This window comes from Leucogemmata humicola (assembly GCF_055379415.1).
The window spans coordinates 635717-652441 of the sequence record NZ_AP040875.1; the positions used below are offsets into that span (position 1 = coordinate 635717).

General features: G+C 63.0%; 16 protein-coding genes. 2 read left to right on the forward strand and 14 right to left on the reverse strand.

Features of this window, described 5'->3' with window-relative positions; translation table 11 throughout:
• Window positions 1-339: 339 nt before the first annotated feature.
• Window positions 340-1848 carry a serine hydrolase domain-containing protein gene (locus tag AC6H4Z_RS02525; protein ID WP_497545163.1) on the forward strand — a complete coding sequence of 503 codons (1509 nt, stop codon included), beginning with the start codon at window positions 340-342 and terminating at the stop codon, window positions 1846-1848.
• A gap of 14 nt (window positions 1849-1862) precedes the next feature.
• Here AC6H4Z_RS02525 and AC6H4Z_RS02530 read toward each other — a convergent pair whose 3' ends face one another.
• Complete coding sequence (locus tag AC6H4Z_RS02530; protein WP_497545164.1) at window positions 1863-2789, reverse strand: amidohydrolase family protein; 927 nt, start codon at window positions 2787-2789, stop codon at window positions 1863-1865.
• A 101-nt stretch (window positions 2790-2890) separates the two neighbouring features.
• Between AC6H4Z_RS02530 and AC6H4Z_RS02535 the strand changes: the two genes are divergently transcribed.
• On the forward strand, window positions 2891-5074 hold the full coding sequence (locus AC6H4Z_RS02535; RefSeq protein WP_497545165.1) for a TolB family protein: 2184 nt from the start codon (window positions 2891-2893) through the stop codon (window positions 5072-5074).
• 64 nt (window positions 5075-5138) lie between these two features.
• On the opposite strand, the gene AC6H4Z_RS02540 is transcribed toward AC6H4Z_RS02535, so the two are convergent.
• The 13 genes from AC6H4Z_RS02540 to AC6H4Z_RS02600 form a co-directional block, all read right to left on the reverse strand.
• Entirely contained in the window at window positions 5139-5891 is a 753-nt protein-coding gene (locus AC6H4Z_RS02540; RefSeq protein ID WP_497545166.1) for a sigma-70 family RNA polymerase sigma factor, read from the reverse strand.
• Window positions 5892-5894: 3 nt separating this feature from the next.
• Window positions 5895-6782 (reverse strand): nucleotide-binding protein, encoded by an 888-nt coding sequence (locus AC6H4Z_RS02545; RefSeq protein ID WP_497545167.1) that lies wholly within the window; start codon window positions 6780-6782, stop codon window positions 5895-5897.
• Entirely contained in the window at window positions 6772-8859 is a 2088-nt protein-coding gene (gene flhA / locus AC6H4Z_RS02550) for a flagellar biosynthesis protein FlhA (protein WP_497545168.1), read from the reverse strand. The genes AC6H4Z_RS02545 and flhA overlap by 11 nt, the downstream gene beginning before the upstream one ends.
• Window positions 8856-9947: an EscU/YscU/HrcU family type III secretion system export apparatus switch protein gene (locus AC6H4Z_RS02555; protein WP_497545169.1), complete on the reverse strand. Its 1092-nt coding sequence runs from the start codon at window positions 9945-9947 to the stop codon at window positions 8856-8858. The genes flhA and AC6H4Z_RS02555 overlap by 4 nt, the downstream gene beginning before the upstream one ends.
• The gene (gene fliR, locus AC6H4Z_RS02560) at window positions 9948-10727 is read right to left on the reverse strand and encodes a flagellar biosynthetic protein FliR (RefSeq protein WP_497545170.1); all 780 of its coding nucleotides are present in this window, start codon (window positions 10725-10727) and stop codon (window positions 9948-9950) included.
• A gap of 25 nt (window positions 10728-10752) precedes the next feature.
• The gene (gene fliQ, locus AC6H4Z_RS02565; RefSeq protein ID WP_497545171.1) at window positions 10753-11022 is read right to left on the reverse strand and encodes a flagellar biosynthesis protein FliQ; all 270 of its coding nucleotides are present in this window, start codon (window positions 11020-11022) and stop codon (window positions 10753-10755) included.
• A gap of 34 nt (window positions 11023-11056) precedes the next feature.
• Window positions 11057-12298, reverse strand: a complete 1242-nt coding sequence (fliP, locus tag AC6H4Z_RS02570; RefSeq protein ID WP_497545172.1) for a flagellar type III secretion system pore protein FliP — start codon at window positions 12296-12298, stop codon at window positions 11057-11059.
• Window positions 12295-12645 (reverse strand): flagellar motor switch protein FliN, encoded by a 351-nt coding sequence (fliN, locus tag AC6H4Z_RS02575; RefSeq protein WP_497545173.1) that lies wholly within the window; start codon window positions 12643-12645, stop codon window positions 12295-12297. The genes fliP and fliN overlap by 4 nt, the downstream gene beginning before the upstream one ends.
• Window positions 12642-13676: a flagellar motor switch protein FliM gene (locus tag AC6H4Z_RS02580; protein WP_497545174.1), complete on the reverse strand. Its 1035-nt coding sequence runs from the start codon at window positions 13674-13676 to the stop codon at window positions 12642-12644. Before AC6H4Z_RS02580 ends, fliN begins: the two co-directional genes overlap by 4 nt.
• Window positions 13673-14176 carry a flagellar basal body-associated FliL family protein gene (locus AC6H4Z_RS02585; protein ID WP_497545175.1) on the reverse strand — a complete coding sequence of 168 codons (504 nt, stop codon included), beginning with the start codon at window positions 14174-14176 and terminating at the stop codon, window positions 13673-13675. Before AC6H4Z_RS02585 ends, AC6H4Z_RS02580 begins: the two co-directional genes overlap by 4 nt.
• Window positions 14177-14480: 304 nt before the next feature.
• Entirely contained in the window at window positions 14481-15263 is a 783-nt protein-coding gene (locus AC6H4Z_RS02590; RefSeq protein ID WP_497547003.1) for an SDR family NAD(P)-dependent oxidoreductase, read from the reverse strand.
• Window positions 15260-15973 (reverse strand): carboxypeptidase regulatory-like domain-containing protein, encoded by a 714-nt coding sequence (locus tag AC6H4Z_RS02595; protein WP_497545176.1) that lies wholly within the window; start codon window positions 15971-15973, stop codon window positions 15260-15262. Before AC6H4Z_RS02595 ends, AC6H4Z_RS02590 begins: the two co-directional genes overlap by 4 nt.
• A gap of 35 nt (window positions 15974-16008) precedes the next feature.
• Window positions 16009-16704 carry a carboxypeptidase-like regulatory domain-containing protein gene (locus tag AC6H4Z_RS02600; RefSeq protein ID WP_497545177.1) on the reverse strand — a complete coding sequence of 232 codons (696 nt, stop codon included), beginning with the start codon at window positions 16702-16704 and terminating at the stop codon, window positions 16009-16011.
• Window positions 16705-16725: the final 21 nt, after the last annotated feature.

Consider the following 16725-nt stretch of genomic DNA (forward strand, 5'->3'; position numbering starts at 1 on the left):
GCGAAGCGGACGGAAGTGGACCCGGTACGCGAGCCATGGCAAAGGCAACCGACATGCCGGACGAGACAATGGCTGGCGATAGCGCATAACACATTGTCGCGTAACGCTTTATGCGAGCAGATTTCGAATCGAGCGCCCGAGTCGGCGACGCTCCAGCACCGGCAATTTTTGCCGTTCTGGACGTTTCTTCCGGGAGGTATTGGTTGCCGGGTCCGGGTCGGCGTTCGCCACCGCGCGGCGGCGTGTGGACGAGCGTCGCGAGAATCGGTATCTCTACCCGAACCCAAAGCCCGCGTCAGGGGCTCGCCGGCTTCCATAGATGACACCAGGAGAAGAGCGATGACTATCGGGGCGCGAAGGCTCGGGATGCTTGGCTATCGCCGTCTACTTGCTGCCGTCCTTCTGATCGGGCTGTCGATCGGCCAGGCGTCGGCGCAGCAAGCAGACCGATTCTCCGCCGTTCGCGCGAGGATCACGCAGGCGCTCGCATCCACCGGCGTCGCATCCGCATCCGTCGCGGTGGCCAAGGACGGCAACATCGTGTGGGAAGAAGGCTTCGGCTTGGCCGACCGCGAGGCGATGCGGCCGTCGGGGCCGAACACCATGTATTCGCTGGCATCGATCTCAAAGCCCTTCACGGCGACAGGTCTCATGACCCTCGTTGAACAGGGAAAGGTCGACATCAACCGGCCAGCCAACGACTACCTCGGCGCGGGCAAGCTCACGGGACTTGCTGGCGACGCCAAAGAGGCCACGGTGCGACGCGTGTTGAGTCACACGGCCGGACTCCCGCTGCACTACCAATTCTTTTACGCGGACCAGTCGTACCGCCCGCCGCCGATGGACGAGACGATCGCCCACTACGGGAACCTCGTGTTCGCCCCCGGATCGTTGTATGAATATTCGAATCTCGGTTTTGGCATCATCGACCACATCATCGAACGCGCGTCCGGCAAGCCATACGCCGAGTACATGCGCACGCAGGTCTTTCAACCCCTGGGCCTGACGCATACGTCGATCGACATTCCGGCCGGTCTCGAGTCGTCCGCGGCCAAGCGCTACGACGAAAAGGGCAAGCCGATTCCGTTTTACGCGTTCGATCACATGGGTGCGAGCGCTGTCTACTCGAGCGCGCACGATCTCGTTCGCTTCGGGATGTTTCATCTAAAGGATCATCTCCCCGATCAGCGCGCGATCCTCAAGGACGAGACCATCGATCTGATGCATACGCCGGTGGCGCCAGCCGCATATGGGCTTGGCTGGGGCGTGGGCAACGACATGGGCGTGCTCCGAGTCAGCCACACTGGCGGCATGCCCGGCGTGTCCACCGTGTTGAATCTCTACCCCAGCGAGAACATGGCTGTGGTGGTATTGAGCAGCTCGGGTTTTCCGACGGGAGCGATTGCGCAGGATATCGCGGCGGTGCTCGTTCCCAAGTATGCAGATACACTCGGCGTGCGACGCGCGGCGCAGGCGTTGCAGGCGGGCGGTCGCGCCGGTCCGCCCCCGTCGCAATTGAACCTGGTTGCCGGCGAGTGGTCTGGAACGCTGCGCACCTGGAAGGCGACTATCCCGCTCAAGATCAGCATCGGCCCGAACGGCGACGTATTCGCAACGCTCGGCGATCAGCCGCGGACTGCCGTCACCGAAGCCGCGTTTCGCAACAACAATTTCACCGGGCGTCTTGCCAGCCAGATTCCGACGGACGATGCCAAGCGTTGGCCGCACACGATTGCGATCGATCTGCTACTCGTCGACGGGAATCTGCGAGGGCAACTCAGTGCGCAATCGTCGACCGATGTGCTGTACTACTCACTCGCGTCGTATGCCGATTTGAAGAAACAGTAGCTTGGTGCGGCGGCTCAGGGATTCGGACGGCACGTCGATTCGGGGAGTCGAAAGAATCGCTTAGCATTTCCACAGAGGATGTCTGCCTTCTGTTCTTCGGTCAGGAAATCGGCCGCCAATATGGCGTCGATCCCCCTGCCGACCTGGGCGTTTCCCGGCGAGTCGGAGCCGAACATGATTCGTTTGCCAAATCCCGCTTCGACCAAGCCGCGGAGATGCCGGTAGTACGACGCTCGCGGCACGTAGGATGTTGTCTGCAGACCGCCGACATCGACATACACGCCGGGATGAGAGTACAGCAGTGCAATCATCGGCTCGAGCATCGGCCAGCCGGCATGCATTACCGAAACCCGAAGTTTCTTGTGGCGTAGGAGGACTTCTTCGAGCAGCATCGGATTGCCGAACGCCGCTCGATATTCCGGCGTCTTCACGGGTGTCGGGCTCGACTCGTATGCGGCGTTCGGCGGTCCGAACCCCATGTGGATCCCGACCGGAATATCGAATTCCTCGGCGATCGACCAGTATGGATCGAGGCGAGGATCGGTCGGCGACATTCCAACGTACTCCGAAATGATTTCGGCAAATGCCTGAATGCGACCGGCGCTGACCTGAGCGCGGACCCATGCTGTATCTGGAAGGTCGGCCTTGTTCTGGAGGCAGGGATTTCCGAACATGGGCGCGACACCGTGGTCGCACGGAAAGTTGAGTCCCGAGATGACGTGGCTCCGGTCCACTGACTGCCACGCCTCGACGTTGACCGGGAGTATTGTGACGAGGCGGTAGCGCACGTTGAGCGAATCGGTGCGCGCAAGATCTGTCGCGACACCATGAAAGTGCGCATCGATGACGGGGGGGCGCGCCGGGGCCGATTGTCCGGCCATCGTACGCGCGGTGAACACCGCCACGATGCTTGCATGCAACAAGCGTTGAGTCTTTGTCATTCGGCGAAAGTGCGCTCCGGGATCGAGCAAACGGAGCACCGAACGGCACGCGTACCGCACATTCGTGGGCGAAAACGCCGGTTGCCCTGTACCTTCTCGCCATGAGCGAGATCGGCGATCGCATCGAGCGCGATGCAGTCCTGAGTCACCTCGAGCGCGTGCTCGCGAGTACGCCGTTTCGACAAGCTGAGCGATCGGCGGGGCTACTCCGCTTTCTCGTCGAACGCGCGTTGACCGGAAAGAGCGATCGTCTGAAAGAGTACACGGTCGGCGTCGAATTCCTCGGCCGCGGCACCGAATTCGATCCACGTACCGATCCGATTGTCCGGGCTGAGGCGTCGCGGTTGCGCGCCAGACTCGATCGGTACTACGCCGGCGAAGGTGAGCGGGATGCGGTGGTGATCGAACTCCCGAAGGGTGCCTATGCAGCGCGTTTCCACGCGCGATCGAGGCCTTCGGTTCCAGCATTCATTGAAGAAAAGGCGCCGCCCCCGGAGCGATCAACCCGATCGCGACTATTGTGGGTAGCACTCGGCGCGCTAACGCTGGTTGCGGCGTTCGGCGCCGGCATCTGGAGCGCGAGATCGTCTGCGGACGCGAGCGAGCCGGACCTGCGTCTCGACGTGCAGCTTCAGTCCGACGAGTTGGTGGCTTCGGACGTCGAAACCGATTTCGTGGTTGCTCCAGACGGTTCACGCGTGGTGTTCGTCTCGATCGACTCGCTCGGGGTGTCTCACCTACGCGTGCGTCGTTTCGATGGATCACCGCCGGTCGATTTGCCTGGAACGAGTGGCGCGCGTGGAATGTTTTGGTCGCCCGACAGTCGCTGGGTCGGATTCTGGGCCGCCCTGCATTTGCGAAAGGTCGCCGTAGACGGAGGATCGCCGGTCGTTTTGTGCGACGCGCCAGATCTACTCGGCGCGAGCTGGGGCGGTGACGGAAAAATCATTGCGGCGCTCGACGGGTCGAGTCGGTTGTGGCAAGTCGATGCCTCGTCGGCAGGCGCACCCACGCCGATTCTGGATCTCAGCCCGAGGCACGCGTCCCCGCGCTGGCCGCAGATTCTGCCGGGAGGAAAATATGTGCTCTACACGGCGGTCACTGGGATCGGTGCCGATCAAGCGAACATCGAGGTCGCGTCGCTTGTCGATCGAACGACGCGCGTGCTAGCGGAGGGTGCGACGTTCGCTCGCTACGTCGCGCCGAGTCATCTCACCTTTATTAATCAGGGCACACTGTACGCAACGCGGTTCGATCCACGCAGTCGCGAGGTGCGGGGACCGAGAGTTCCCATCGTCAACGACGTCGCATACTCGCCTCAGTTCGGCTATGCGCAGATCTCTGTCGCCACGACGGGAGTTGCCTTGTATCGGCGAGCCACGGCAAACGGCCCGACGATCGTGGCGCGAATCGACAGTGTTGGGCGATCGATACCAATTCTCAAAACACCGGGACAGTACGGCTGGCCATCGCTGTCTCACGACGGACGGAGTCTGGCGCTTTCGGTGGTCGAGAGCGGTGTGACCGCACTATCGATGTTCACGGACGTACTCGAACACCCGCGGCGAGCGTGGAGCGCCCCCGGGTACGACGCAGCGGTGTGGACGCACGATGGGCGACACGTCGTTGCTCGCGGAAATACCGGCATCGTTTCCATTTCTGCTGACAACGGAGAGCTCCGTCCACTCGTCACGAGCGCGAATATCTCGGTACCGGGCAGTTTTGCGTCGGACGATCGGCACCTCGTGTTCGCCGCAATGGATACTGCGACGGCGTTCGACCTTTGGATGGTCCCGATCGAGAAAGTGGGCGGCGCCTTGCGAGCTGATTCTGCTACTGCCGTCGTTCGTTCTCGGTTCTTCGAGACGTATCCGGCAATCTCGCCCGATGGTCGTTGGCTGGCATACGCATCTGACGTGTCCGGACTTCCGGAGGTTTACGTTCGATCGCTTGTCGATAGCAACGTCACTATCCGAGTCGCACCGGGAGGCAGAGTGCCTCGGTGGTCGAAAGCCGGCCAGCGACTGTTCTTCCTGACGATCGACCATCGGATCATGGTCGTCGACTACACAATCGCTGGCGGATTGTTCATTCCGCGCAAACCGCGCCAGTGGACTCCACTGCGTCTCGCCGATACCGGCGTGCTTTCGAGCTACGATCTCGGTCCGGGCGACCGGTATATCGTCGCCCTCCTACCCACGCAGCCACGCGATGCGGATGCGGCGAGCCGTGTGACGTTCATTCGAGATCTGCGCGGCGAGTTGGAGCGCAAGGCACCCAGATAACAGTCGGCGGGACGAGCATGCCCGACGCATGCCCGCCCCGCGTTGTGTCCCCTCACGCGCTTTACTACGACGCCAGAGCGACCCCCACAGTCTCTCTGAGTCGCGCCAACGCCTTCGATCGAATCTGCGACACGCGTGACTCGGTCAAGCCGAGGATCTCGGCGATTTCGTGCAGCTTGAGCTCCTCGAAGTAGTAGAGCGCGAGAACCGTGCGCTCCTGCTCTTTGAGTTTCATGATCGCCTCGCGCAGCATCGTCACTTCCTGCTCGCGACCGATCTGCTCGTCTGCGCCCTGATCGGGGTCGGTGTGCAGCAGATCGAGCGGCGACGAATGTGTTTCACCGCGATCGTTGACCGGGCGGTCGATCGGCACGCGGATCGCGCCTTCGACGTCCGACTCCCACTTCCAAAGCGTCTGCACGTCGACGCCGAGCGCTTGGGCGACTTCGCCGTCCTCGGGCATGCGGCACAGCTTTGCCGCGAGCGACGAACGCGCTGCACCAATGTCGCGCGTCTTGCGGCGTACCGATCGCGGCACGTGATCCTGTCGACGAAGCTCGTCGAGAATCGCGCCGCGAATGCGCGGTACGGCGAACGTGCTGAAAGCGAGTCCTCGCTCGGGATCGAACGAGTTCATGGCTGCCATGAGACCGAGGGTCCCCGCGCTCACGAGTTCATCGTGGTCGAGCTCGTTGCTGAGCTTACGCTCGAGCTGTCGCGCGACGTGATGCACGAGACTCAGGTTCTCTGTGAGGAGCGCGTCTCGGGCGGTGATGTCGCCACCGGCGAACGCCTTCCAGTTAGATCGGGATTCCATGGTTCAACTCCAGCGTCGGGAGGGGGAAAGGCTGGGCATCGCGGCCGGGTGGGCGTGGGGCTGGGAAACCGTTGGCCACGATGGGACTAGACGGGTAACAACACCGCGAACTGCATCAGCGGCTGGGGATCCTTCAACTGCATCGCGCACGGACATTCCGGCGCCAACGGCCGCGAGAAGCGACGGATCGTCCGGGATGGCCCCAGCGACGGCGATCGTGCGACCCAAAAAGTGCGAGCATGCACCAACGAGAAAGCTTGTTGCTTCAGCAGCGGCCGACTCACCGTGTCGGTTTGCGAGAACGCTGATGATCGCGTTCGGTCGACGCGCACTCATCGACTTCACGAGTGCGTAGTTCGCGGCGAGCGCGAGCCGGTCGGCCGACGTCACGAGCAGCATGGTCGGATCAGCGACTTCGCTGACCGCGGTGATCGTGTCGAGGCGCGAACCGCCGTCGAACACGATCAACGAATAGTTCGAATAGATCGACGCGAGCCGCGTGAGTGCTGCGCGTCGGTCGGGATCGGTCGTCGGCGCGACGGCTGCTCCGCTCGTGCCGCCGGCGATCAGCGTCAGGCGGTCGTCGAGCGAGATCAGTGCATCGTCGGCGCGCGAGCGGGCGTCGGCGAGCATCCACAAGCTGCGCGTCGGGCGTACGCCAAAGAGGTGATGCAGCGTCCCGCCAGACTCGGTGGAATCGATGAGCAGCACACGCTCACCGCGCTCGGCAGCAGACATTGCGATGAGCGTCGCGATCATCGACGTGCCTACGCCGCCTTTGCCGCTGGCGACGAGCAGCATCGATGCGCCCCCGCCGCGCGGAGGACGACGGAGGTCGAGTCCACCGTCGGACATTTCCGTTCCAAGAGCGCCGCGTGCGTTAGGCAGCATGTGCCTCCCACGTGGCGACCGCGCTGAGCTTTACGTACGGCGGCAATTCGGCGAGCGAAACGACAGGCAGGTTCGGCAGCACTGGTTCGATCAACCGGCGCAAGCCAACGCGGAGCGACGGCGGTGCGAGCAGCGGCAGCGGACGTCCCTCGACGGTCGTGGCGCTCGCCATCTGATCGAGCTCGCGAAGCAACGCGCCGAGCGTGTCTGGCGTGAGCATGGAAGTGAGCGCCTGGTTGGGACGCGGCGTGAAGAGGCCGACGAGCGACATCTCCAACCGCGGACCAACCGTGATGCCGCGCACCACTCCGTTTTCGTCCATGTGCAGTCGCGCGATGGTGTTCGTGAGTGCGCGGCGTGCGTGTTCGGTGAGTACTTCCGGATCCTTCGTCTGATCCGCGGCATCGGCCACGGCTTCGAGAATCGTGACCAGGTCGCGAATCGGGACGCGCTCCTTGAGCAAACGCTGAAGTACGCGGTGGAGCACGCCGAGGGTGAGCTTGCCTGGGATGACGTCATCGACGAGCGCCGGGTGCGTCTTCTTGAGCGTGTCGACCATTTCCTGCACGTCCTGGCGGCCGAGGAGGTCCGACGCGCTGGACTTGAGCTTCTCCATCAGGTGCGTTGCGACGACCGTCGCCGGTTCGACGACCACGTAGCCGAGCGACTCTGCCTCGACACGCTTCGTGACCGCGATCCAACGCGCCGGCATGCCGAAGCTGGGATCGATCGTATCGATGCCTTCGACGTTGCCAATGACGCGACCCGTATCGAGCGCAAGCAGGAAGCGCGGCATGACTTCGCCGCGCGCGATCTCGGCGCCGCGGAGCTTGATGACGTATTCGTTCGCCGGCAGGCGAATGTCGTCGCGAATGCGGATTGCCGGAACGAGAATGCCAAGTTCCTGCGCGCCTTGCTTGCGGAGCATCGAGATGCGCTCGAGCAAGTCGCCGCCCTGCTTCTCGTCGACGAGCGGGATGAGCGCGTAACCAACTTCGAGCTCGATTGGATCGAGCTGGAGCAGGTCGCTCATCGGATCTGCGGTTGGAGCCGCCGGCGCTTCGCTGTGACGCGTTGCCGCTTCCTGTACGAGACGCTTGCTCTCAGCGCTTGCAGCAAAGCGACCGATCGCCGCGAGGCTGATACCGAGTACGATGAATGGAAGCTTCGGAAGTCCGGGAATGAGGCCGAATGCGCCGAGCACGCCGCCCGCCATGTACATCGCGCGCGGATGCGCACCGAGCTGCGTGGCGAGCGCAGTACCCATGCGCGTACCGCCCGCGGAGTGCGTGACCATGATGCCGGCGGCGGTGCTGATGATCAGCGCCGGGATCTGCGTGACGAGTCCGTCGCCGACCGTGAGCACCGTGTATTGCGACAGCGCCTGGCCGATCGGCAGTCCCTTTTGGAACGCGCCGATGAAGATGCCGCCGACGATGTTGATGGCAGTGATGAGCAATCCGGCAATCGCGTCGCCCTTTACGAACTTGGACGAGCCGTCCATTGCGCCGTAGAAGTCGGCCTGTCGCGAGATCTCCTCGCGACGCTTGCGTGCCTGCTTTTCGTCGATGAGACCGGCGCTCAGATCGGCGTCGATCGCCATCTGCTTACCGGGCATCGCGTCCAAGGTGAAGCGCGCCGCGACTTCCGCGACTCGGCCAGCACCCTTCGTGATGACGATGAAGTTGATGCCGACGAGGATCATGAAGAGCACGAGTCCAACGGCGTAGTTGCCGCCGATCACGAACTCGCCGAACGACTGAATGACCGCGCCGGCGTGGCCGTCGCTCAGAATGAGGCGTGTGCTACAGACGTTGAGCGCGAGCCGGAAGAGCGTGAGGAGCAACAGCAGCGACGGGAACGCGCTGAACTCGAGTGGGTCTGTCGTGTACAGTGCGACCAGCAGCACGACGAGCGACATGCCGATGCTCGTAGCGAGAAACAGGTCGAGCATGATGCCGGGTAGCGGCACCATGAGCAGCGCCACGATGAACAGCACTGCGAACGCCAGGATTACCTCGGCGCCGCGACGGCCCTGCGTGCCACCGGCGGGCATGGGAGCGACGGCAGTACTCATGCGAGTGTGCTCCCTTGCCAGCTACCACGTGTGCCGCGGGTGCGCAGCACGAAGGCCAACACTTCAGCCACAGCCATATAGAGTTCGTAGGGGATGAGCGTTCCGACTTTCGCCGTCTTGAGCAACGCGCGAGCAAGCGGTTTGTTCTGCACGATCGGCACGCCGGATTCGATGGCGATTGCCTTGATGCGTTCGGCGATCTTGCGCTGGCCAATGGCGAGCACGATTGGAGCGGAGGCGATCGTCGGGTCGTACTTGATCGCGATGGCGATGTGCGTCGGGTTGACGATGACGACGTCCGCATTCGGGACTTCCTTCATCATCTGACGCCGCGCATAGGAGCGGGCGATGGCCCGGCGGCGCTGCCGAATGTGCGGGTCGCCGTCGTTCTGCTTCATTTCCTGCTTCACTTCGTCCTTCGTCATCTTCAGCGACTGCTCGAACTGCCACCACTGCCAGATGTAGTCGGCGCCGGCCAGCGCGAGGTATGCGCCGCCCGCGGTGAGCAGCATGCGGATCGCGTACTTCTTGACGATGAGGAGGAAGCTGATCTGCGACGTTTGCGCGAGCGACACTGCATCGGGCAGCAGCGCCTTGATCGACACGTACACCGCGATGCCGATGATCGTGAGTTTGCCGAGCGACTTGAGAAGCTCGACGATCGGCCGTGAGCCGATGAGGTTCTTGATGTTCTCGGTAGGGTCGATGCGCGACCACTGCGGCATCAGCGGCTTCGTCGACACCACGCCGCGCGCCTGCAGCGCCGACATGATGAAGGACGCGACCGTCATGGCGATGACCATGCCGATCGTTGCGAGGAATGCGCGTAGTCCTGTTTCGCGGAGCAGCGAGATGGCCGAGTCGCGATCGAGCGTGATGCTGCCGATCGTCGACAGGCCGTGTCCCATGATGTCGAACAGGCCGCGACCAGCGAGGGGCGCGACGGAACTGAGCACCGCGGCGCTGGCGAGCAGCGACATCGCGATCGTGAGTTCCTGGCTGCGCGGAATGCGGCCCTCTTCGCGCGCCTCCTCGCGTTTCCGCGGAGTCGCGTCTTCTGTGCGTTCTGCTTCCGGGCGCTCCGACATTTACATCGCCCCCCGTGTGAGGGCGGCGAACACGTGCTCGAGCGTGTTGTTGTACACGCCCGACCACCCGCGGTAGAACGCGCCGACGAACGGGATCGACGCGCCGAGCGCGACGAGTCCGATGCCGATCTGAATCGGGAAGGCAACCGAAAGGACGTTGAGCTGCGGCGCGGCGCGAGTCAGAATCGCTAGCGCGGTATTGGCCACGAGTACCGCGGCGATAACCGGTGCGGCGAACTGCAGGCCGAGGCCGAACAGCACGCTCGCACTCTTTACCATGGAGAGCATTCCTACCGCATGCAGACCGCCACCGATCGGCGCGACGTGCACGCTGCGTGCGATCGCATCGATCATGACGAGGTGCGCATCGACCGCGAGCAGCATCGTCACGGCGAAGAGCGTGCTGAAAGTGCCGAGGACGTTCTCCTGCGAGTTGTTCATTGGATCGAGGATCGCGGCGCCGGACAGACCGATCTGCATGCCGATGAGATCACCAGCAACCGTTGCCGCACCAACGAGGAGCGCCGCACCAAGGCCGATGCCAAGTCCCACGAGGATCTCGCCGACGAACGTCTCGGGCGTGATCTGCGGAACGGTTGTCGTCTGGGCCAACGCCATCGGCTGCAGCAATCCCGTGAGAAGGATGATGACGCACGTCTTGATCAACGCCGGAATCGTCTTCGCGGAGAAGACGGGGGCGATGAGGACAAAACCGCTCACGCGCGCTGCGAGCAGCACGAGTGTTTGCGGTGAGCCGACGGCGAAAAGATCGAAGGACACGAGGTGGAGAGGCTGCGAGATCGAGTTAGGAAATCAGCGACGGCAAACTGCGGAACAGTTCAGTCGTGTACTTCACCAACAGCTGGAGCAACCACGGAAGGGCGAGCAGGAAAACCACGCTCACACCGACGAGCTTCGGAACGAACGCGAGCGTCTGTTCCTGGATCTGCGTGACGGCTTGCAGCACGCTGACGGTGAGGCCGATGAGCAGCGCAACGATCAGCATGGGTCCCGCAATGAGCAGGGCCAGCATGATGGCGTTGCGAGCGAGATCGACGATGAGGGCGTGAGACATTGGATTCGCGAGAGGCGTGCGGCGTGCGGCGAGTTTAACGGAAGCTTGTGACGAGACTCTGAACGATCAGCGACCAGCCATCGACCAGTACGAACAGCAACAGCTTGAACGGCAGCGAGATCATCGCCGGCGGAAGCATGAACATGCCCATGCTCATCAACACCGATGACACCGCGACGTCGATCACGATGAAGGGCAGAAAGAGCGCGAACCCGATCTGGAACGCGGTGCGCAGCTCGCTGATCACATACGCCGACGTGATCGTCACGAGCGGAACCTCATCGAGCGTTTCGGGACGCTTGCCCGCGCTCATGCGAACGAAGGTCTCGATGTCCTGGCGGCGCGTCTGGCGAAGCATGAAGGCACGAAATGGCTTGGCGCCTAGCTCCAGCATTTTGGACTGCTCGATCTGTCCATCCATCCACGGCGTGATAGCCGTGCGATTCACTTCATTGAGTGTGGGCGCCATGACGAAGCCCGTGAGCAGCAACGCCAGGCCGGCGACCAGCTGATTGGGCGGAGCGCTCTGCGTGCCGAGCGCCTGGCGTAGGAAGTTGAGAACGATGAGGATTCTGGTAAAACCCGTCATCATCAACAGCAGCATCGGGAGCAGCGTGAGCAGGCCCATCATTACGACCACGCCCACCGTGCCGCTCAGGTGCAATCCATCGCTGCCGCTACCGCCGACGCGAAGATCCATCTGCGGCGTCAGCTTCGAGACCGACGCTTCGACATTCGCCTTCGTTGCTGCGACCTTCGCGGTCTGCGCTGGCGCGCCAACCGGAGTGCTCGTGGCAACAGCGGCCGGCTTCGTTGGCGCGACCGACATCGGACGTGTTGGCGCGGCGGCGCGCTGTGCGCTCGCTGGCCGAATCGCAACGGCACTCAGCGTCGCCGCGAGCGCAACCGCGAGGCCGGCCGTCTTGAGCGCGCCCTTGAGCGCAGCCTTGAAGTCGATCGCGTGAGCGGGCGTGCTCCCGACAGTCATCACGGTGCGCGCTGACTCCTGCGCCGTCGCGACCTCGGCCTCATCGAGCTCGAACAGCCGATTGATGCCGCCCTCGCCAACGGAAACGGCAACCAGGCGCTCACCAACGCGAATGACCGCGATTCCCTGCTTGGGTCCGAGCGCGAGACGCTGCACGACCTCCATGCGCAGGCGCGACCCGGTCGTCGACGTCGGAGCAAAGCGACGAAGCAGCTTGAGCGCGATCCCGAGCAGGGCGAGTACGAAGCCCAGCGTCAGCAGCACACCGGCAATGGAGCCAAACGTCACGCAATCCCCTCGGGCAGCGCAACGTTGGAAATGATGCGAGTGATACGAACACCAAAGTGCTCGCCGAGTACGACGACTTCACCTTCGGCGAAGCGACGATCGGCGACGTAGAGATCGATCGGCTCACCGGCGAGTCGCTCGAGCTGCACCACCGAACCGCGACCGAGGCGCAGAATTTCCTGCACCGTCATCCGCGTGCGTCCGAGCTCGATCGAGAGCGGCAGCGTGAGATCCATCAGCATCGCAAGCGGAACTTCCGCGTTGCTTGCTACGCCGGCACCGAGCTCGGTGAGTTCGGGGGCCATGCCGCCGGCATCCATGATGGCGTCGATGTCTTTCTGATTCATGAGTTGTCGTCCATTGAAGACGGAAGCGATCCGCCGTTGAGTGGCTCCAGTACACGGACCGCGAGCTTGCGACCGACACGACCTGCTGCCGTCTTGAAGCGCGGCTGATTACCGACGTAGAGATTCACCGTCGAATCGACCGGAATGCCGGTCGACAGCATGCTGCCGGCGGAGAGGCCAGCGATGTCGCGCATCGAGAGTCGGAAGTCCGGCAGACGAGCCGCGACGTCGACGCGCGTCTGACGCAGCGCGCCTTCGGTGACGATGCGCTGTCCCGGCGGCTCACGACGCGGCGAATGCGCGGCTGTCTTACCGCCGCTGTCGACGAAGAACTTTTCGAGCACCGACAGGGGCAGACAGATCGAGACGAGACTCGATACGCCGGCGAAATTCGCTTCGATGCTCGCGACGAGCACCGGCGCTTCGCGCGCAGCGGCTTGAATGATTTCTGGAATCGATTCGAAGCCAGACAGTCCGAGTTCCAGCTCGACGTGATCTTCCCACACTTCCTGCACGAGCGCCATCACACGCTCGGCGACGACGCGCACGGCGAGTCGTTCGATCGGCGTCATGGCGCGATCGAGGATTGTGGGATCGGAGCCGCCGCCGAAGAGGCGGTCGACGAGGTAGTAGGCGAGCTCCCGGCCGATGTCGATGACAGCCTGCTCACCGACCGCCGCATCACCGGCGCGATCCTTCACGTCGACGATGAACGAGTTGCACGACGCGGGGAGCGACAGCGCGTATTCGCCAAACGAGATCTGCTCGACGCTCTGCAGCTTGAGGTCGACGATGCCGCGTACGCGACCCATCAGCCAACCTTCGAGCGACTTCACGAGCCGTCCGTACATCGCTTCGAGAGTGCGCAGACGCTCTCTCGATACACGGTGCGGGCGACGGAAATCATAGACCTGCACGTCCGGCGCATTACGTCCATGGGCCGGACGATCGGGCAGAGCGCCCTGCATCATCTGGTCGATGTCGTTCTGCGACAGCTGCTCCGATGGGAGCGGGGTTCGCGGAGCGGTCATTGAATGACGAATTGCGGGAAGAACACCTTCTGCACCGCGCCCTTTGGAAAGAGCGGAGCGACGTCGGTGAGCACTTCCTTCTTCAGTGCTTCGCGCGCGCTGATCTCGGTGAGCTCTTCGACCGTGCGCTTGCCAAACAGCGCGAGCAGTCGATCGCGAATCTCGGCTTCATGAACCTTCATGAATTCCTCGGCGGCGGCGTCCTTGAGCTCGAACGTCGCGGTGACCATGAGGAAGTGCGCGCCGCCACTGCCGGCGGGATTGAGCACGATGTTCTCGATCGCGTGATTCACCGCCGTCTCGACCTTTTCCTCTTTCTTCGGCGCGGCGTGGGTCGCGGCTTTCTTCTTCGCGAGGATCGGCCCGACGGCAAAGAAGCCGACGCCGAGTCCGGCGACGATGCCGGCGATCGCGAGAATGAGGACCATGCGGCCGCCTTTGGCTGGCGGCGCTGCGTCGGTCGCGGTTTCTGGAGCCTGTTCGATGGCTTGAGTCGCCATGGGGGGAAGGCGGAGGAGCGGTGGGGAGGGGAGCTGCTCAAAACGGAGGGACCTGCGCCACCGGGAAAAGCAGGTGGCATGCCCATCAATAGCCCAATGAATAGGTTGGGCTGAGCACTATGTAAGTGCTTGTGGGATCACGTTTTGAGTGAGATCCGTCACCGCTGAACCCCGGGCGGAAAAAACGTCCGGGTCAGGGCATGCGGCAGCTTTTGCCGCTAGCGAGCGGGTCCTTTTTGCCGGGCGGCCTGGCCGCGTCGGTTTGGCTTAGACGGTCAGGCGGGCACGCGTAGAGCCGCTTTCGCTACAGTTTTCGATAGCGCTCAGCGAGTTGCGGCGCCTGCGCGGCGAAGGCGTCGAGGTCGGCACTGAACACTGCGTCGAGTAGATCCGACCGCTCGACGCCTGGGGCGCAAACAACCTCGCCGAGGTCGAGTCCTCGGAGGCTGGCGGTCACGACGTCGTCTGCCGACATGCGCGGCACTGCGCTGAGGTCCAGCCCTTGGCGTTCATGGAATTCCGTCGCGACCACCCCGGGACAGAGAGCTTGCACGCGCAGGCCTCGAGACTTCAGCTCTTCATGCAGTGCTTGTGACAGCGCGACGATGTGAGCCAGGGCGCCGGTATATACGGCTCGGCGAAGCGGCAGCCTTTCAACGGATGCTGGTCCGCTGAACGCGAGCATGCCCGACACGTTGATGATCGTGCCCTGTTGTCTTGCGACCATGGCGGGTGCCGCGGCTCGTGAGAGCATCGTTGGTGCGACGACTTTGACGTGAAGAAGCTCGTTCGCCTTGGCTGCCGATAGGTCGACGAACGGCATGTAGTGCGCGACGCCCGCGTTGTTGACGAGCATCGTCAGCGGCTCGCGCGCACACGCGTCGGCGACCGTTTCGATACCGGCATCGGTGCCGAGGTCGGCGACCAGCGGCTGGATCTCGACGTTAGGAAATTCGGCGACGAGGCCGTCGAGTCGGTCGCGGCGTCGGCCTACGACAACGAGGTCGTACCCGTCGGTGGCGAGGCGTCGAGCGAACGCTTGGCCAATGCCGGAAGATGCGCCGGTGACGAGAGCTAGCATTCCTATTTTCCGCCCCTCGTCCAGATCAGGATGACTCCGCACATCGTGTCGGCGCGCTTGTACTGGAGCGGCACCGTTGCCGCTCCGGAGTACACCTCGATTCCTGCGATTTCCTTTGACGAGGGCGCTCCGCTGAGATCTCCGTCTTGATTGAAGATCAGTCCATCAACGAAGATCTGGTACGGACACGGGTTGATGTTGCGACCAGAGTAGACCTTCTGTTGGCCCAGCACCCTGGACAGAATGGTCACGGACGGGAGGCCCCGGAGGACGTCGCTCAAGAGCGCGCCGTTTCGCCTTTCCAACTCCTCTTGCGTGACGAAGTGGCCAATCTTGAGCGCGCGGCGTTCGTCGAACTCGGACATTCGCGTCACCAAGCGACCGACCGAGGAGCGGACGGTATCCAGCAATGGCAAGACGCGATCGAGTACGAGCGACGGCCGGAGTGTGTCACCGTCGACGAGTTGCAGGGTTGCCGATGAAGTCGCGTAACCGAGGCGTCGAGCGATCACCACGTACTCGCCGGGGGGCAATGCGACGATGCGAAAGCGGCCGTTGTCTCCGGTGGTCGCGGTGATCGTCGTGCCGACTAGCGAGACCGTTGCTCCTGCAAGCGGAACGAGGCTCGAGTCAGTGACGACGCCATCCATCATCCCGCGGGAAATGGTTTGGCGCGACTGTGCGGCCAACGCGTGTGATGCAATCAACGCGATCATGGCCATCAGGCTACGTCTAAGTGGGCAGAGCATTCCTATTTTCCGCCCTTGGTCCAGATCAGGATGACACCGCACTGGGCATAGGTGCGCTTGTACGCGAGGGGAACCGACGCCGGTCCCGAGTAGATCTCTATGGCGGCGATTTCCTTTACCGATGGCGCGTAGTACAAGCTTCCGCCTTCGTCGAAGATGATTCCGTCAACAAATATTTGAAACGGGCACGGGCCAACCGAGCGGTAGGATTGAACCTTGTACCCACTCGGATCGATGTGCACCGAGAGCACTCCGCGAAACATGTCGCTGACTTTGACCGGGTTTCGCTTCTGGATGTCCTCCTCGGTGATGAAGTGTCCGCCGTTGCTGCGCGCGCGACGCTCCTCGAACTCTCCGAATCGCGTCTTGGCCTGAGCCGCCGCCGCCCGAATCGTGTCCAACTCTGCCGCCACGCGTTGCAATGCGAACGCTGGACGCAGGGTATCTCCTCCGACGAGCCGCAGGCTGACCGTCGCGCTCGCAAATCCGAGGCGACGCGCTGTGATGACGTACTCGCCAGCCGGCAGTGCGACGATGCGAAATCGACCGTTCTCGCCCGTGGTCGCGGTCAACGTCGATCCGAGAAGTAGAATCGTCGCTCCCTGAATGGGCACCAGGCTCGAATCGGTGACGATGCCGTCCATCACGCCACGCGGAATCGATTGCGTGGCCTGCGCCGACGATGTTTGAGACAGCACCGTCAAGACTCCAAGTGCAGA